This window comes from Nonomuraea sp. NPDC059194, from assembly GCF_042754765.1.
Taxonomy (GTDB): domain Bacteria; phylum Actinomycetota; class Actinomycetes; order Streptosporangiales; family Streptosporangiaceae; genus Nonomuraea.
In genome coordinates this window covers 1-14,584 of record NZ_JBHZBH010000066.1, presented here as the reverse complement: position 1 = coordinate 14,584, position 14,584 = coordinate 1, and the positions used below count along the sequence as shown (strand labels likewise).

Below are 14,584 nucleotides of genomic sequence, written 5' to 3'. Positions count from 1 at the left end.
CCGATGTTCGCATAGAGCGCCATCATGCATGAAAGGTTCAATTCGGCATAATCAGGACGCGGCTCCTCGGATGCTGCCGCCACCGGCTACCCACTGTGGGGCGCGAGCCAGGCCCGCCGTCATCGGCAGGCAGCGCAACAACCTGTCCAGCTTGTATGCCCCTGAACACGCTGACATTTGCTCTGCGCAGGACACTGACACTTTCAGTAGCCGTGAGTGATCGCTACGTGCGAGCCCGTGCACGGTTCGAGTCGGGGCAGGATTCGAGCCGGTGGACCGTGTATCGGCGTACAGGTGAATGTCAGATCATCCGCACCGTCGACCGACACGGGCCCTGGCCCGTCCAACGCTGCGCATAGGCGGGCGCGGGCGACGAATCGGCTGAGCTGCCCCTGCGGCCTACATATGGTGGGCGGTTGCAGTTTGCTCCGGGCGCGACTGTGACCAGTGTGCCGTTGTGGCCCTTGGTGCCCACTCGGCGTTGTGGTTGAGCACGAGATTCCTGATCTCGGTACGGATGTCGTCAGAGGTCATGACATGGCTCCGGTGAGCTGGGCGTGAAGGCGCTTGCACTCGTGAACGAAGCGGATCGTCCGGCGGCTGCGCGCGAACTCGGCGACGACCGGGATCTCCCCGCGCGCGCCGGTCCAGCGTGCCACGTCGGCGGCGAAGGCGACGAGTTCGGCGTGGGTCACGGTGATGCGCTGCCCCTCGCCCGGCAACATCCCGGGCAGCAGAGCGCGCAGGATGCGCCACACCTCGTGGTGGCCGCCGGCGTCGGCCAGCTCGGTCAGGGCCGCGATGGCGGGGCGGGTCTCCTGCCAGGTGCGGCGCAGCACCAGCGCGAGCTGGCGGCCGATCGCCTCGGCGGGCAGTTCGCCCCTGGCGGCCATGCTCAGGACCAGCGGGATCATGCCGGGCACGCTGTCGGTCAGGAGAAAGGCGAGGATCACCGCAGTGGACTCGCCCGTCGGGCCCTGGGCGATCTCCAGGCCGGTGATCTCCGTGGGCACCCCCCACGCGCCCCAGCGGCCGCGCAGCAGGAAGGGCAGGAAGTTGACGGCCACGACCTCGCGGTGCGAGGGGAGCATGGCGGGCCACGCCCGGAGCGTGCTGCCGAACTCGTCGACCGTCCAATCGAACGGCTCACGCAGCAGCACCTCGTCGATCAGCCGATGGCCGGTCGGGGCCGTCACCCGCAACACCGGCTGCAGCCTGACCTCGGTGAAGTGCTCCGGTTCGCCGTCGCCGAACTCGACCATGGACGCGTTCACCATATGGCGCCACACGTGGCCGCACTCAGGGTCGGCCATGCCGTCACCGGCGAGCCAGCGGGCGGCCGAGCGCGCCCCCTCCGAGTCGATCTTGGCGGCCCGGTCGGCCGCGGCCTGGTGGCTGCCCCGGGGCAACCGCAGCAGCGCCTGCGCCAGGTCGGCCAGGGGCGGCTCCACTCCGGCGGCGGCGCAGGTCTCCAGCCGGTCGACCAGCACGTCCGGCTCGAGGTGGCCGCTCATCCAGGTCGGCGTGGCCAGCAGTACGGGCGGCAGGGTGCCGTTTCGGAGGGCCTCGGCGAGTTCCGCGTAGCGGTGCAGCAGGAAATCGTGGGGCGGGGAGACACTATTGGGGTGGGGCAGGTGGTTGCGCCGCCGCCACTCGTCGTGCTCGGGCAACTCGTTGGGCATATAGGAACGCAGCCGGGGTGGGACGAAGACGGCGGTCACCTCCACGAGCGGCTCGCCTGGGCCTGGCGGGGGTACCTGCTCCTCTGCCCGCATCGCCGCGATCCGGGCGGGGTCCACGCCGAGCTCGACCATGCGCTCGTAGGCGTGGTCGAGGATGTAGTACGGCATGGCCTCCACGGAGTCGTCGTACAAGACGCCAGGCCTCGTCCGCGCCGGACGGAGGCGATCCGGCAGTCCGTCGTCGTAGATCTCCTCGTCCTCGTCGGCGCCGAAATGCGGCGGTTGCTCGACGTCGGTGGGGGAGCCGTACAGGTGGATCCGGCCCTTGGCGAAGGGGATCTGCCGGTCGCCCTCGCGGGCCACCGCTCCGTCCGGGCCGTCGTCGCTGGTCCAGGTGATGAAGAAGGCGCGCAGCGGGGCGTCGTCGTCGAGGTAGCGGCCAGGCCGGTAGGCGCCGCCGATCGTGATCCGTCTGGGCCTCGACTCCGGGTCGGGCTCCTCGCCACGGGTGAGGGCGCGTACTCTCACGGAGTGGTTCGCGCCGTCCCAGAACTTCTCCGGTTCGATCGGCGGCAGCTCCGGCACGCTCCCGGGAGTGACGAGCTCGGCGGACAGCGCCGACTGCCAGTCGTCGGGGTCGAGGCGCACCTCCCTGGACCGCCAGTAACCCTGGTCCTGCTCGACGTGGGGCTTGAGCTTGCGGCGCAGTTCCGCTCGGTCGTCGGCGGTCCCGGCGACGAAGGCCGCCAGCCAGCGCTCCTGGCCGATCCAACGCTCGTGGTGGTCGGGGAAGATCGACGGCTCGGGGAACCGCCGCGCCTCCGGCAGCTCGGGCAGCGGCGGGAACTCCTTCTGCTCCAGCAGTTCCTCGACCGGGGTCTCCCCGCCGAACTGCTCGGCCAGCTTCGCGCCCAGGTCGGCGGGGAGGTGGCGGACGCCGTCGAGGATCGCCCCGGTGTGGTCGGCGAACAGGTCGGCGTATTTCAGGGTCAGCTCGGCCGCGCGGTTGCGCACGTCGAAGGACTTGTGCGCGTACGCCGTGGTCAGCGCGGTCACGAAATCGGCGGCCGCCTCGGGCGTGGCCCGGATCGCCTGGTCGAGCCAGCGTAGGCCCGTGATGGCGAGCTTGGCCTCGTCCCGGAAGGTGAGCGCGTCGACCGCCTCGACCAGGTCGGCGTGGTCGAGCGGCATCGCCCCGCGCACCTGCCCGGCGGCCAGCTCGGCGACCGTGCCAGGAGCCGACGGCAACAACCGCAGGTAGTCGCGCAGGCGCGATGCGGACTCGGCGGGCGTGGGGGCGAGGAGCATGTGCAGCCGGACGAAGAACCGCAGGTCCTGCGCCTCGCCGCCGCGCAGGAAACGGCTCACGCAACCGTCGAGCACCTGCTCCCTGGGCAGCTCGCGGGCGGCGGCGGCCAGCCAGCGGGTTGGCCGGGGCTCCAGCCGCTCGTCACGGAGGGCGCGGCCCGCGCCGTCGGTGTCGAAGACACGAGGCAGCAGCACGGGGGTCAGCGGGTCATCGGCCACGCTCGGCGCGGTCAGCCAGGCGGCCACCAGCGGGTCATGGTCGGGCGGCATGGCGCCGGACTCACGCAGCAGCGCCACGGCCAGCGGCGCGATGCGGTCGGCGGGACGGCGCACCCGCTGGACCAGCCGACCCGCGACATCACGACGCCACTCCGGGGGGCGGGTGGCCGCCACCCGGCACACCTGGGCGACGTTGGGGTCCTCGGCCCAGCGGCGGTTGACGTCGCGGCCGGTCATCCACGTCACCGCGGCCGCCGGGCCGGTGATGACGCCGACACCGACCAGCAGCAGCGCGCCGGCCAGTCTGTCGAGCAGGTCGCCGACCTCCCAGGAGGCCATCTCCTCGAAGTCGTCGGGATGCTGGGCGCGCACCTGCTCGGTGCGGACACGGCGCAGCTCCTTGACGAGGCCGGGCAACCGCCCGCCCAGCTCGGCGCGCTCCTCCTCGGTGAGCGTGACCAGCCGGTCGGCCAGGCGGGTGACCTGGTTGCGGGTGACCAGATCACAGATCTCCGTCCAGAGGGTCATCGGGAGACCTCCACGGCGGCGCGAGCGACGATCCGAGCGGCCAGCACGTGTTTGCACGGCCCACGGGAGCCGCGATGGTCCCACCACCACTCGCAGGTGCAGGATCCGTCGGCCAGCGAGACCCGGCGCGCGCCGCCCGAGGTGTGGACGGTGGCCAGCTCGCCTTCGAGGTGTACGGCGCCCGCGTCGACGAGCTTGCGCGCCTTGGCCAGCCGCGGGTTGAGCAGGATCACGTTGTCCTTGTCATAGGGCAGCTCACGGTGGAAGTGGGCGGCCTCCGACAGGTCGTAGCCGACCCGGCCGGCGACGCCGAGCTGCGTCAGCGCGGCCCGCACCCGGTCGGCGGGCATGCCCGCGCGGTCGGCCAGCAGGCCGATCTCGACCTCGGGCTCGAAGTTGAGCAGCATGCCCACCACGTCGGCGTCGTTCTCGGCCTCGTCGGTAGCCAGGTCGTCGAGCACCGCGCCCTCGCCGGAGAAGCCGCGCCAGCGCTCGGGCGAGAGGGTGAGCGTGTAGCGCATGCCGGGGAGCTCCAGCTCCCAGGCGCTGGAGGCGGCGTCGGCCGGGCCGTACACCCGGAGGGACTTCGCGAAGCGCAGCAGCGGCAGGAGGGTGCCGAGCCGGTTGGGGCCGGCGAGCTGGACCGAGCCAGGAACCTGACGGTCGGAGACCTTCAGCTCCCGCCCCGCCTGCGCCACCCACACCGTGCCCTTCTTGGGCAGCCCGCGCAGGAACCGCACCGCCGCCATGCCGGTCAGCTCACCGCGCTGGTCCATGCCCGAGGCGATGACCTGCACCTCGGCGAAGCCGCGTAACCAGCGCTCGGGCAGCGGCACCTTCTTCTCCACCACCGCGCCATCCATCGTGGTCACGACCAGCTCGTCGAGCCCGACCCCCAGGTGCAACGGGTCACGCGCGCCGATGCGCGCCAGCGCCTCCCGGAGCGGCGCGTTCACGTCGACGTTGGTGGTGCCCCGGTCGAACACCTCGCCGTCGAGCGCGCCGTTCAGCAGATCAAGCCGGGCGTACACGCCGCCACAGGCCGAGAACGACTCGAACCGCAACCGGTCTCCATTGCACGTCACCACCGGGTCGCGCACCCAGCCGGGCCGCGCCTGCGGCTGGTGGTAGCGGGCCAGCGCCACGTCGGCGACGCCGAGCAGGGCCGCCGCGGCGGGGGCCGCCTGGGTCACCACGCCGCTGAAGAACCGGGGGGCCACGGCCGGGCCGGACAGGGCCCGCCCGCCGGAGGTCGCCAATCCGAGACGACCGTCGACAAGGGCGGAGGGCGCGGCGTACGTGTACGCCTGCGTCGCTGAAGTCATGGCCGGGACATTAGATCACCCCACCGACAAACCGGCGTGTGCCAGGGGAAGGGGACGATGTGAAGCACATTCCGACGCCGAACGTGGACTACGACGGTGAGGTCATGGCTGCGGGAAGGCGGCGGTCATGCGAACTCATGGGCGATCTCGCGCAGCCGTATCACCTTCTTGGCCAAAGTCGCAGGGCTGACCAGGGAGGGCACCCAGCCGTCACCGTAAAGGACGGCGCGGCGCATCGCCGCCTCGGAGTTCCCGCCGATGAGAATCGGCGGGACCGAAGCCGCGGGGCCGAGGGTGATCTCCTGGTCCCCCACCTTGGTGGGCTCGCCACGGATGAGGCCCGGCAACGCTTGTAGCGCCACGTCAGTCCAGCGCCCCCGCCCGTGGAGCGGCGCCCCGACCGCACGCCAGAATGGCGAGCCCGGGAAACCGCCGATCCCGACGCCGAGGACAACACGGTTGCCTGACAGATGCTGGAGTGTCTGCATCTGCGTGGCGACCCATGCCGTGGGGCGCAGCGGAAGGCTGAGCACGCCGAACTCGAGTCCGATCTTTTCAGTCACCGTTGCGGCCCCGGCCAGAATGAGCGTGGCATCAAAGCTCGGTGTCCCGTCGCCGACGATGAAATCGGCCATGCCGACCGCATCGTAGCCAAGGTCCTCAAGATGGCGCGCCATCGAAATGTCGGGCACGCCGGTCTGCGTCAAGGGCAATGTCGTGCTGATCCGCATCAAGATTCTCCTGAGCGTCGGGATCGGGAATGCAGGACACGCTAGAACCTCGAGCGGCGTTGAGGTCAACTGTCTCGGCTGCCGCGACCCACCTCCATGGTGCGGGTCATGCTGGTCGGACGCGGATCGACAGGTTGTTGGCGGTGGTGTAGTACGGCCGGATGCGCAGTCCGTGCAGTTCCGCAGTTCGATATACATCGATCTCGGAGCGGTTGACGATGTCGTCGAGGAGGCGGCCGACGCGGATGGGGTCGCCGTTTGCCGGGCGTAGCCACAGGTCCCAGGTGTCCTCGCCGGCCGCGGTCAGGCAGGCGTGGTCGACGACGAGACGAAACAGGTCGCCCCGCTGCGCCAGCCGTACTTCCACACTCTGCTGCCCTGCGCGAGACTCGGCGACAGCGGTGCCGGTGAAGGCGGTGCCCAGAATGCGGCCGTTGACGACGGTGCAGGTCGTGTCGACCTCGATGCGGTCGACCTCGGCGTGAGTGGGTCGTTGCCAGACGCGGATGGACAGGTTGCCCTTGTCGGTGGTGTAGGGGATCCGGACCGTGATGCCGCCTCGACCGGCGATCAGGGCGCGGGTGTCGCAGAGTCCGGCGGCCAGGCGGGTGAGGGTTCCGTCGGGGCTTTCGAGGTAGAGGTCCCAGCGGCCGTCGGACAGTGCGTGCCGTCTGCGGCTGATCGCTGGTGAGGGGTACGGCAGGCGGAGCGTCTTGGCGGGGTCGGTGCGTAGCCTGCACACCACGGCGGTGGCGAGTGTGTCGGTGGGCAGGTGGATGTGGAGGTCGCCGTCGGTGTCCACCACGCAGTCGGCGGCTGGGCGTTGTGGGGGAGGCGTCGGGGGGACCGGTTTTCTGCGGAGGAATCGCCTTCTGGTCACACCACCGAGGTCGGCGAAGAGGCGCTCGTACCGGGCGGCGGCGTGCTGTGGTTCGAAGGTGCGGGCGGTGTGGACCGCGGCGCGGCCCATGGCCAGGCGCAGGGCGTCGTCGTTGATGAGGTGCAGTAGCGCGTCGGAGATGGCGTGGGCGTCGCCGTTGGGGACGAGGAAGCCGTCGCGACCGTGGGTGATGATCTCGCGGGGGCCGTGCGGGCAGTCGGTGGACACGACGGGGATCCCGGCGCGCATGGCCTCGACGATGGTGAGGCCGAAGGATTCGACGCTGGAGGTGACGGCGGCGATGGCGCCCTTGGCCCATTCGGTCTCGATGGGGGAGACCGGGCCCATGAGGCGGACGTGCTCATGCAGGCCGAGTTCGTCGATCTGGTCGCGCAACGCCTGGCGCCGAGGTCCACGGCCGTACAGGCGCAGCCGCCAGTCCGGGCGTTCGGTGACGACCTTGGCGAAGGCGTCGACGAGCAGCTCGTAGCGCTTGACAGGGATGAGCCTTCCTGCGGCGACCACGAGTTTGGAGTGGCCGTCGGCAGGACTCAGCCGGGTGGGTGGCACGCCGTTCGGGATGGCCCGGATACGGTCGGCGAGTGCGGGCAGGGCGGTGCGGTAGGTGGCGGCGTCGGCCTCGGAGACGGTGACGAAGGCGTCGAGCTGGGCGATCGCCTGGTTCTGGGCGGTGCGCAGGTCGGGGCTGTGCAGGTCGTAGGTGACGTGTTCCTGGCCGATGCGCAGGTAGCGGCGGCTGCCCAGGTCCGCCAGGCACACATTGAGTCCGGGGCGGGTGCCGATGACGACGTCGGCTGAGGTGGAGCGCAGGTACTTGGTGATGCGGTGGTCGGTGAGACGCGAGTACAGGTCGTAGCGCGCCTCGGCAGTCGGATAGATGCGCGAGGGTCCGGTGTTGTCCGGCTCGTGGCGCGTGTCGACGAGCGAGGTCATCTGAACCCGCGGGTCCACGCTGAGCGTCGGGGTGTCCGCGCTGCGGAAGACCGAGACGATCTCGACGTGGTGGCGTTCGGCGAGCGCTTGGCTCAGGTTCGCGACAGCGCGGATGGTGCCGCCGATGCCGAAGGCGTTGTGAAGAAGGAAGGCGATGTGCATGCGACTCCCGGTGTCGGGTGCGTGGGCAGGCGATCGGCCTGCCCACGCGTCGTGATGGTCAGGGCACCTGGCCGGGGCCGTCGACGACGCCACTGGCCAGGACCGTGTCGGTCAACGTCCTGCCGTCCCGCTCGACGAGCATGCCGAGGTAGCGGTAGTCCGCCGGGTCGAGGACGTAGGTGCCCTTGCCGGCCTGGCCCAGGTCGAGGACGACACCGACGCCGGTACGGCCGGCACCGTCCTTGACGTTCTCCTGGACGGTGACGCCCGGGATCTTGGCCAGGGCCCGGTACATCGCGGCAGCCTTGTCCGCGGGCACCATGGGGCCGTACTTGAGGTACCAGCCGATGGCCCCGAAGGCGTTGACGTCCTTCTGGCTGTCGGCGGGGCAGTCGAGCAGGCAGATCGCCATCGGGAACAGCTTCTTGTCGCTGTCGCCGAAGTGCCGCAGCAGTTCCTCAGGGTCCGCGGGCAGGGCTTCGAGCATCCGCTGGGTCTTGGCCGGGTACATCGATCCCTTCTCGCCGTCGCCCTGGTTGAGCTTGCCGTTCTGGCGGACGGCTTCCTTACGCCCGTCTCCCCGGATCCACACCTCGAAGGGCATCCCGGGACGGCCCTGCTCTTCCTTGCGGTAGGTCCACTGGTCGGGCCGCAGATCCTGGCGCTTGGCGGCGACCAGGGCCGCCCGCTCCAGCAGCAGGAGCGTGTCGGGCTTCTGGACGGTCACCGGCGGGGCCGGGTGGTCGCCGCCCGAGTTGACCACGGCCACCGCGGCGACCGCCGCCGCGCACGCCGCCGCCAGGGCCAGGCCGATGCGGTACCGGGGCGCCCTGGGCGCCCGCCGTGCCCGCTGCGTGCGGATCGCGGTCAGCAGGCGCCGCTCCTCCGCGCGGACGTCGGGGTCGTTCGGGATCTCGGATCGCAGCTGGTTGAGCAGGTCGATCTCGTTCATCGGTGCGTCTCCTCGGTGATGGCGGTTGGGTCGACGTCCCCGAGCGCCCGGCGGAGCTTGCCGCGAGCCCGGTTCACCCGTGAGCGCACCGTGCCCACCGGCACGTCCAGCGCCTCGGCTGCCTGCTCGTAGGTCAGCTCCGCCCACGTGACCAGCAGCAGCGTGTCGCGGTGTGCACGGGGCAGCGCGGCGAGCGCGGCAGCCAGGCGGCGGCGGAGCGCGGTCGCCGCCACCCGCTGATCCACCTGGTCGGTGAACGGCTCGGTGACTGAATCCGCCCCCGTGCGGCTCAGTGCCCGGTACAGGGTGACCTCGCGGCGCCGGTGCCGGCCGATGAGGTTGGTGGCGATGCCGTACAGCCAGGGCAGGGCATCGCCCCGCGCCATGTCGTACGACTCGCGACGCTCGAAGGCCGTGATGAAGGTCTCGGCGACGATGTCCTCGGCGGGATCCTCGCCGAGCCTTCTGATGACGTACCGCTTGATCGCCGGCGCGTGGCGCGTGAACAGCACCGCGAACCGCTCCGGATCTTGCCGCGACTGCGCGATCACCATGGTGTCATCGGCCGTCCGGCTGTCGTTTCCCATCTGATGCCTCTCGGGTGCGTGCAGGGACGTTAGTTATTGCCGCGAGGGTGATCGGCGGTTCCCGACGAGGGCGAGGAGACGTGTCAGGCGATGCGGTAGGCGCGGATGATCGTCTGGTCGGCCGTGGCTCCCGAGGTGGTGGTCGCGCGGGCGCGCAGCGAGACGAAGCCGGCCGCCGCCGGGTGGCGCAGGAAGACGACGCCGCCCGCGACCGGGGCCTTCTGCCAGGTGGCGCCGTCGTCGTAGGAGACGTCCACGGCCAGGGCGCGCACCGTCCCGGCCGCCGAGCCCGGCTGGGCCCGGACGGTCACGGGCACGGCGTACGCCTTCCCGGCCGGCGCGATGTTCCGCTCGTCCAGCGGCGGCGCGAAGCCGATCACGGACAGCGGTAGCGGCCCGTCGGTCCCGGCGGCGGATCGGAACGTCCAGGCGATCGAGGTGCGGGTGGACGACGCGGGCTCGGGGCCGCGCTCGCTCTCGGCCACCAGCCGGTATCCGGCGTCGGTGGATGGCACGGTGAAGCGCGCGTTCAGGTACGGCTCGTCGGCCACGAGCTGTCCATCCCGGTAGAGGGCGATACGTGCCTTGGTGACCGACGACTGCCCGGGGCGTCCGGCGCCGTCGGCGTAGAGCACCGGCGCGGCGGTGACGACGTCTCCTGAGCGGGTGACGACGGGCTCGTCCATGCTGTTGACGAGGCCCGGCCCGAAGACGCCCCGGTTCCACCGCTCCGTGTACACGCGCCCCGCCTCGTACCGGGTGGCGGCCGAGGTGGTGTCGCCGACCGAGGCCTCGGCGATCTCCATCATCTCGTGCTTCCAGCGGATGCCGCCGTCGGTGTTGACGTACTCCGTGTGCGTGAACGGCCCGGCGAACTCGGTGACGAACAGGGTGTTGAAGAACGTGCCGTCGGCGGGCCAGGCGCCGCTGGCGATGCTCGCGGTGGCGCCCTCCCGCTGGACGGCGTAGCCGCGGCGGACCGCGGCCAGGTCCTTCCGCTCGACCTGCTTGCTGAAGCCGGTGGGCACCTGCCCGCGCAGGAACCAGGCCAGCCGGTAGGAGGTCGCGCTGCCGTTGGTGCCGCCGCCTGGACCGAGCACGGCCCACTGGCCGGAGACCATGGTCCGCAGATCGCCGGGACGCTCGGCGCCGATCTGCGCGGTGCGGATCCGCCGCTGCGGGTCGAGCATGGTGACCATGGCGCCCAGGTAGTACGGCCGGCCGTCGAGCGCCACGCCGGAGTAGGTCACCTCGGTGAGCAGATGGGCGGCGGCCGGGTCCGGCGGGTCGATGGAGACCGGGCGGGCGGCGCTCTGGTCGAGCGTCACCGTCCGGTCCGCCTCCAGCCGCAGGCCGGGACCGACGAGCATGGTCAGACCCTGGTCGCCGAGGGACTTGCTGTCGACGGTGTAGGTGCCCTTGGGCAGCCGGACGGTGGCGGTGCCGTCGGCCTCCGGCAGTACGGTCACCAGGTTCAGCTCCCGCGTGTCGACGTCGGTGCGCAGGATCGTGGTGAGGCCGTTCGGGTCGGCGCCGCGCAGCGTCAGATCGTAGCTTTCGACCTCCTTGTCGACGGCGACCGGGGTGCCGGCGACGATCACGCCGTCGGCGCTCGCCTCCAGGTAGGCGCCGGTGAGACCGTCCGGGCTGCCGCCGCGCGTGTCGGCGGTGACCGACACCTCCGCCTGGCCGCCGGCCGGGACGGTGACGGTCTCCGGGGTGACGGCGAACACCGCCGCGTCGCCGCGCATCGCCAGCCGCAACGTCATCGGGGCGGAGCCGGTGTTGCGGTAGAAGAGCTTCTTCGTGATCGGCTGGTCGTCGCCGTGCGGCCACGCCTGCCGGCCGAAGCCCAGCGAGCTGGGCGTGGTGGTCACCGTCTGCGCGATCGCGCGGGCCACGTCGAGGCGGCCGGCGCCCTGGGCATAGACGCCGGTGCCCGGCTGCGAGCGGGCGGCGGCCATCAGCGCGGCCTTGAGCTGCTCGGGCCTCCAGTCGGGGTGCTGCCCCGCAGCGATGGCAGCCGCGCCGGCGACGTGCGGGGCGGCCATCGAGGTGCCGGTCATCTCGGTGTAAGGGCCCTCGCCGGCGAGATCCTTGCTCCGCGCCGCCATGATGGCGACACCCGGCGCGGTGATGTCGGGCTTCAGCCCCCCGTCGCTTGCCCGCGGACCCTGGCTGGAGAAGCGGGCGAGCTGATCGGCCCTGTCCACCGCGCCGACGGCGAGCGCCGCGTCGGCGGTGGCAGGGGAGGTGACGGTGCCCTGCTTGCCGTAGTTGCCCGCCGCCACCACGAAGAGCATGCCGTACTGCTCGGTCAGCGTCTGGACGGCCTCCTCCAGCGGGTCGAGGCCGGGCATCTCCGGCCGGCCGATGCTGAGGTTCGCCACCCTGGCGCCCTGCTCGGCGGCCCACTGCATGCCTGCCAGGATCGCCGACTCCTCGCACATGCGGGTCGGGCACACCTTGGCGTCCAGCAGCGTGGCGCCGGGCGCGACGCCGCGGTAGCGCCCGCCGCCGGCGACCGTCGAGGCGACGTGGGTGCCGTGCCCGGTGAGGTCGGCGTCGGTGCCGTCGCCGGTGAAGTTCTTCCTGGCGGCCACCTTTCCGGACAGGTCGGGGTGGGTGTCGTCGATACCGCTGTCCAGGACCGCGACCTTCACGCCGGTCCCGGTGAAGCCCTTCTCCCAGGCGGCGGGGGCGCCGACCTGCTTGACGCTCTCGTCCAGGGAGAGGGTGGCCTTGCCGTCCAGCCAGATCCTGGTCGTCTTCGCGGCCAGCGCGCCGCGCAGGTCCTTCCAGGCGCGGGCGCCCTCGCGCTTGCTCTGCCGTACGGCCATGCCGTTCACGGCGGGTAACCGGCGGGTGACGGTCGCGCCGGACGGGGCCGTCAGCGAGCGCACGCCGGAGCCGCCGATGATGAGCGGCAGGTCGGCGCGGCGGTCGTCGTAGCCGTACTCCAGCAGGGTGGAGACGTCGAACAGGCGGGGGTCGAGCCGGCCGCTGCCCAGCGCGGCGAAGGCGTCGGCGGGCACGACCTGGAGCCGGTCGCCGATCTTCCGTGTGCTGAAGGCGATGGAAGAGCGGCCCTCGCCGGGGGTCACCTGGACGCTGTGCCCGGTGACGCGCACGCGGTCGCCGGTGATCAGTGTCACCGTGCGGGGGGATTCCGCCGCCGCGGGCGCGCCGGGCGCGCCGGGCGGGCCCGCGCTCAGGAAGGCTGCGGTCAGCGAGACCGCGGTCAGTTTCGTGATCACACCCCTACTTGGTGGAAGAGGCGCGAACTCTTCACGGTTCTTCGCCGTGAAGAGGTTCTTGGCCGTGAAGAAGGGAGGGAGGTTTCGCCAAGTAGGGGTTGTGACACCACACAGATGCACGGAGATCGCATGAGTGCGCTACGGACGGTGAGCGATCCGCCGCGGGAGGCCGAGGACGCTCACGTGATAGAGGAGTCCCTGCGCGTCCCCGAGCGCTTCGGGGTGCTGTACGACCGCTACGTCACCGACATCCATCGGTTCGTCGCCGGTCGGCTGGGGACGCAGGCGGCCGACGACCTGACGGCGGAGATCTTCCTGGCCGCCTTCCACGGCCGGGCCGACTTCGACGCCCGCCGCGGCGTCGTGCGCGGCTGGCTGTACGGCATCGCCGCCAACGTCGTCGCCCAGCATCGCAAGCGCGAGACCCGTCAGCTGCAGATCATGCGGCGGGCTGCGGCCGCCGAGCCGGCCGACACCGGGCACGAGGACCTGGTGACCGGGCGGGTGATGGCGGCGAGCGTCAAGGGGCGGCTCGCCTCCGCGCTGGACGCGATGCCGGACGCCGACCGCGACGTGCTGCTGCTGCTCGCGCTGGCGGATCTCAGCTACCAGGAGATCGGCCAGGCCCTCGACATCCCGGCCGGCACCGTCGGCTCCCGGCTCAACCGGATCAGAAGGAAGCTGCGCGCCGCCCTGGGCGGAGCCAACCCCATGCTTGGAGAAGCCCATGGATGACCTGACCCTGCTCCGCGACCTGTACGACGCGCCGCCGCCCTCGCGCGAGGTGATCTCCGACGGGGCGGCCAAACTCGCCGCCGCCTACGCCAAGGAGGGCGAGCCGGTGCGCCCGGTGGGCAGGTACCGCCCGGCCCGGCGGTCCACCCGCGCCCGCGTCTCGCGCTGGGGCGCTCTCGGCATGGGCCTGCTGGGCGCCGCCGCCGCGATGGCGGTCGTGATCGGCGGCTCGGGCGTGCCCGAGCACAAGCCGGTCCTGTCGGCCTCGCAGATCCTGCTGGCCGCCGCCGACTCGGTCGCCACCACCCCGCAGGACGGGAAGTACTGGGTGCGCAGCGGCGTCAACGGCCGCGAGCAGCGCGACCCGACCGGCGCCTACACCCTCCGATCGGACCAGTCGATCGAGATCTGGCTGCCACGCGCCGCCGGCCAGAAGACCTGGGTGATCAGGCAGAACCTGGGCGCCAAGCCCGCCACGCCGAAGGACGACGCCGCCTGGCGGGCCGCCGGCTCCCCGGCGAGCTGGACGTTCCCCGGCACCACCCCGGCGCTGACGCTGACGACCGGGCCGGGCGAGCGCGACGCCCTCAGCGATGCCAGTGGCAAGACGCTGACCCTGCTGAACACGCCCATGACGCCGGAGACGCTGAGCCGGCTGCCGACCACCCCCGAAGGGCTGCGCGGCTACCTGGAGAAGCTGGTCACCAAGGCGTACGGCGCCGAGCGCGTGGACATGAACGCCCAGCTCTTCGAGACCGGGTCGCGGCTCATCATGAACCTGCCCACCTCCCCGGAGGTGCGCGCCGCCACGTACCGGATGCTCGCCGCGCTGCCCGGCGCCACCGCGCACGGCGCGGCCACCGACCCGCTCGGCCGCGCCGGCCAGGCGGTCAGCCGGCCGGGCGGCCCGGGGGAGGAGTATCGGCTGGTGGTGGACACCGCCACCGGGCAGCCGCTCGCGCTCGAGTCGTCGATCGGGCAGGACCGCTCGTTCGAGGCGGTCAAGCGGGCAGGCTGGACGGACGAGGAGCCCGACCTGCCCGCCCGCCGCGGCGACATGAACCGCCCGACCGGCTGACACCGCCCGTGGAGCCCGCCCCGGGGGCGGCGGGCTCCACCTCGCCGTCCTGAGTGTGCTACGCGCCAATCCTTACCGAAACGGGGCTCCCCAGGGCTGATGCGTTCTCACGTGGTGAGACCAAGTAGCTGAAGTCCGTCGGCGGGATGGTTGCGGTAATGATCGGTGGCGGCGGCGATGTTGGTC

9 protein-coding genes are annotated in these 14,584 nt (G+C 71.7%); 2 read left to right on the top strand and 7 right to left on the bottom strand.

Annotation, left to right across the window (positions count from 1 at the left end):
- Positions 1–530: 530 nt before the first annotated feature.
- The 7 genes from ACFXJ8_RS41730 to ACFXJ8_RS41700 all read right to left on the bottom strand — a co-directional run bounded on the left by ACFXJ8_RS41730 (position 531) and on the right by ACFXJ8_RS41700 (position 12,585).
- Complete coding sequence (locus tag ACFXJ8_RS41730; protein WP_379650759.1) at positions 531–3,737, bottom strand: DUF6493 family protein; 3,207 nt, start codon at positions 3,735–3,737, stop codon at positions 531–533.
- Positions 3,734–5,062: an SWIM zinc finger family protein gene (locus tag ACFXJ8_RS41725; protein WP_379650757.1), complete on the bottom strand. Its 1,329-nt coding sequence runs from the start codon at positions 5,060–5,062 to the stop codon at positions 3,734–3,736. Before ACFXJ8_RS41725 ends, ACFXJ8_RS41730 begins: the two co-directional genes overlap by 4 nt.
- Positions 5,063–5,187: 125 nt before the next feature.
- Positions 5,188–5,793 carry an LLM class flavin-dependent oxidoreductase gene (locus ACFXJ8_RS41720; protein WP_379650756.1) on the bottom strand — a complete coding sequence of 202 codons (606 nt, stop codon included), beginning with the start codon at positions 5,791–5,793 and terminating at the stop codon, positions 5,188–5,190.
- A gap of 106 nt (positions 5,794–5,899) precedes the next feature.
- Complete coding sequence (locus ACFXJ8_RS41715) at positions 5,900–7,789, bottom strand: glycosyltransferase family 4 protein (RefSeq protein WP_379650754.1); 1,890 nt, start codon at positions 7,787–7,789, stop codon at positions 5,900–5,902.
- Between the two features lie 58 nt (positions 7,790–7,847).
- On the bottom strand, positions 7,848–8,741 hold the full coding sequence (locus tag ACFXJ8_RS41710; RefSeq protein ID WP_379650752.1) for a CU044_5270 family protein: 894 nt from the start codon (positions 8,739–8,741) through the stop codon (positions 7,848–7,850).
- A complete protein-coding gene (locus tag ACFXJ8_RS41705; protein WP_379650750.1) occupies positions 8,738–9,328 on the bottom strand; it encodes an RNA polymerase sigma factor in 591 nt (196 codons plus the stop codon). Before ACFXJ8_RS41705 ends, ACFXJ8_RS41710 begins: the two co-directional genes overlap by 4 nt.
- An 83-nt stretch (positions 9,329–9,411) precedes the next feature.
- On the bottom strand, positions 9,412–12,585 hold the full coding sequence (locus ACFXJ8_RS41700) for a S8 family serine peptidase (protein ID WP_379650748.1): 3,174 nt from the start codon (positions 12,583–12,585) through the stop codon (positions 9,412–9,414).
- A gap of 129 nt (positions 12,586–12,714) precedes the next feature.
- Between ACFXJ8_RS41700 and ACFXJ8_RS41695 the strand changes: the two genes are divergently transcribed.
- Positions 12,715–13,320, top strand: a complete 606-nt coding sequence (locus ACFXJ8_RS41695; protein WP_379650746.1) for an RNA polymerase sigma factor — start codon at positions 12,715–12,717, stop codon at positions 13,318–13,320.
- On the top strand, positions 13,313–14,398 hold the full coding sequence (locus ACFXJ8_RS41690) for a CU044_5270 family protein (RefSeq protein WP_379650744.1): 1,086 nt from the start codon (positions 13,313–13,315) through the stop codon (positions 14,396–14,398). Before ACFXJ8_RS41695 ends, ACFXJ8_RS41690 begins: the two co-directional genes overlap by 8 nt.
- Positions 14,399–14,584 lie beyond the last annotated feature (186 nt).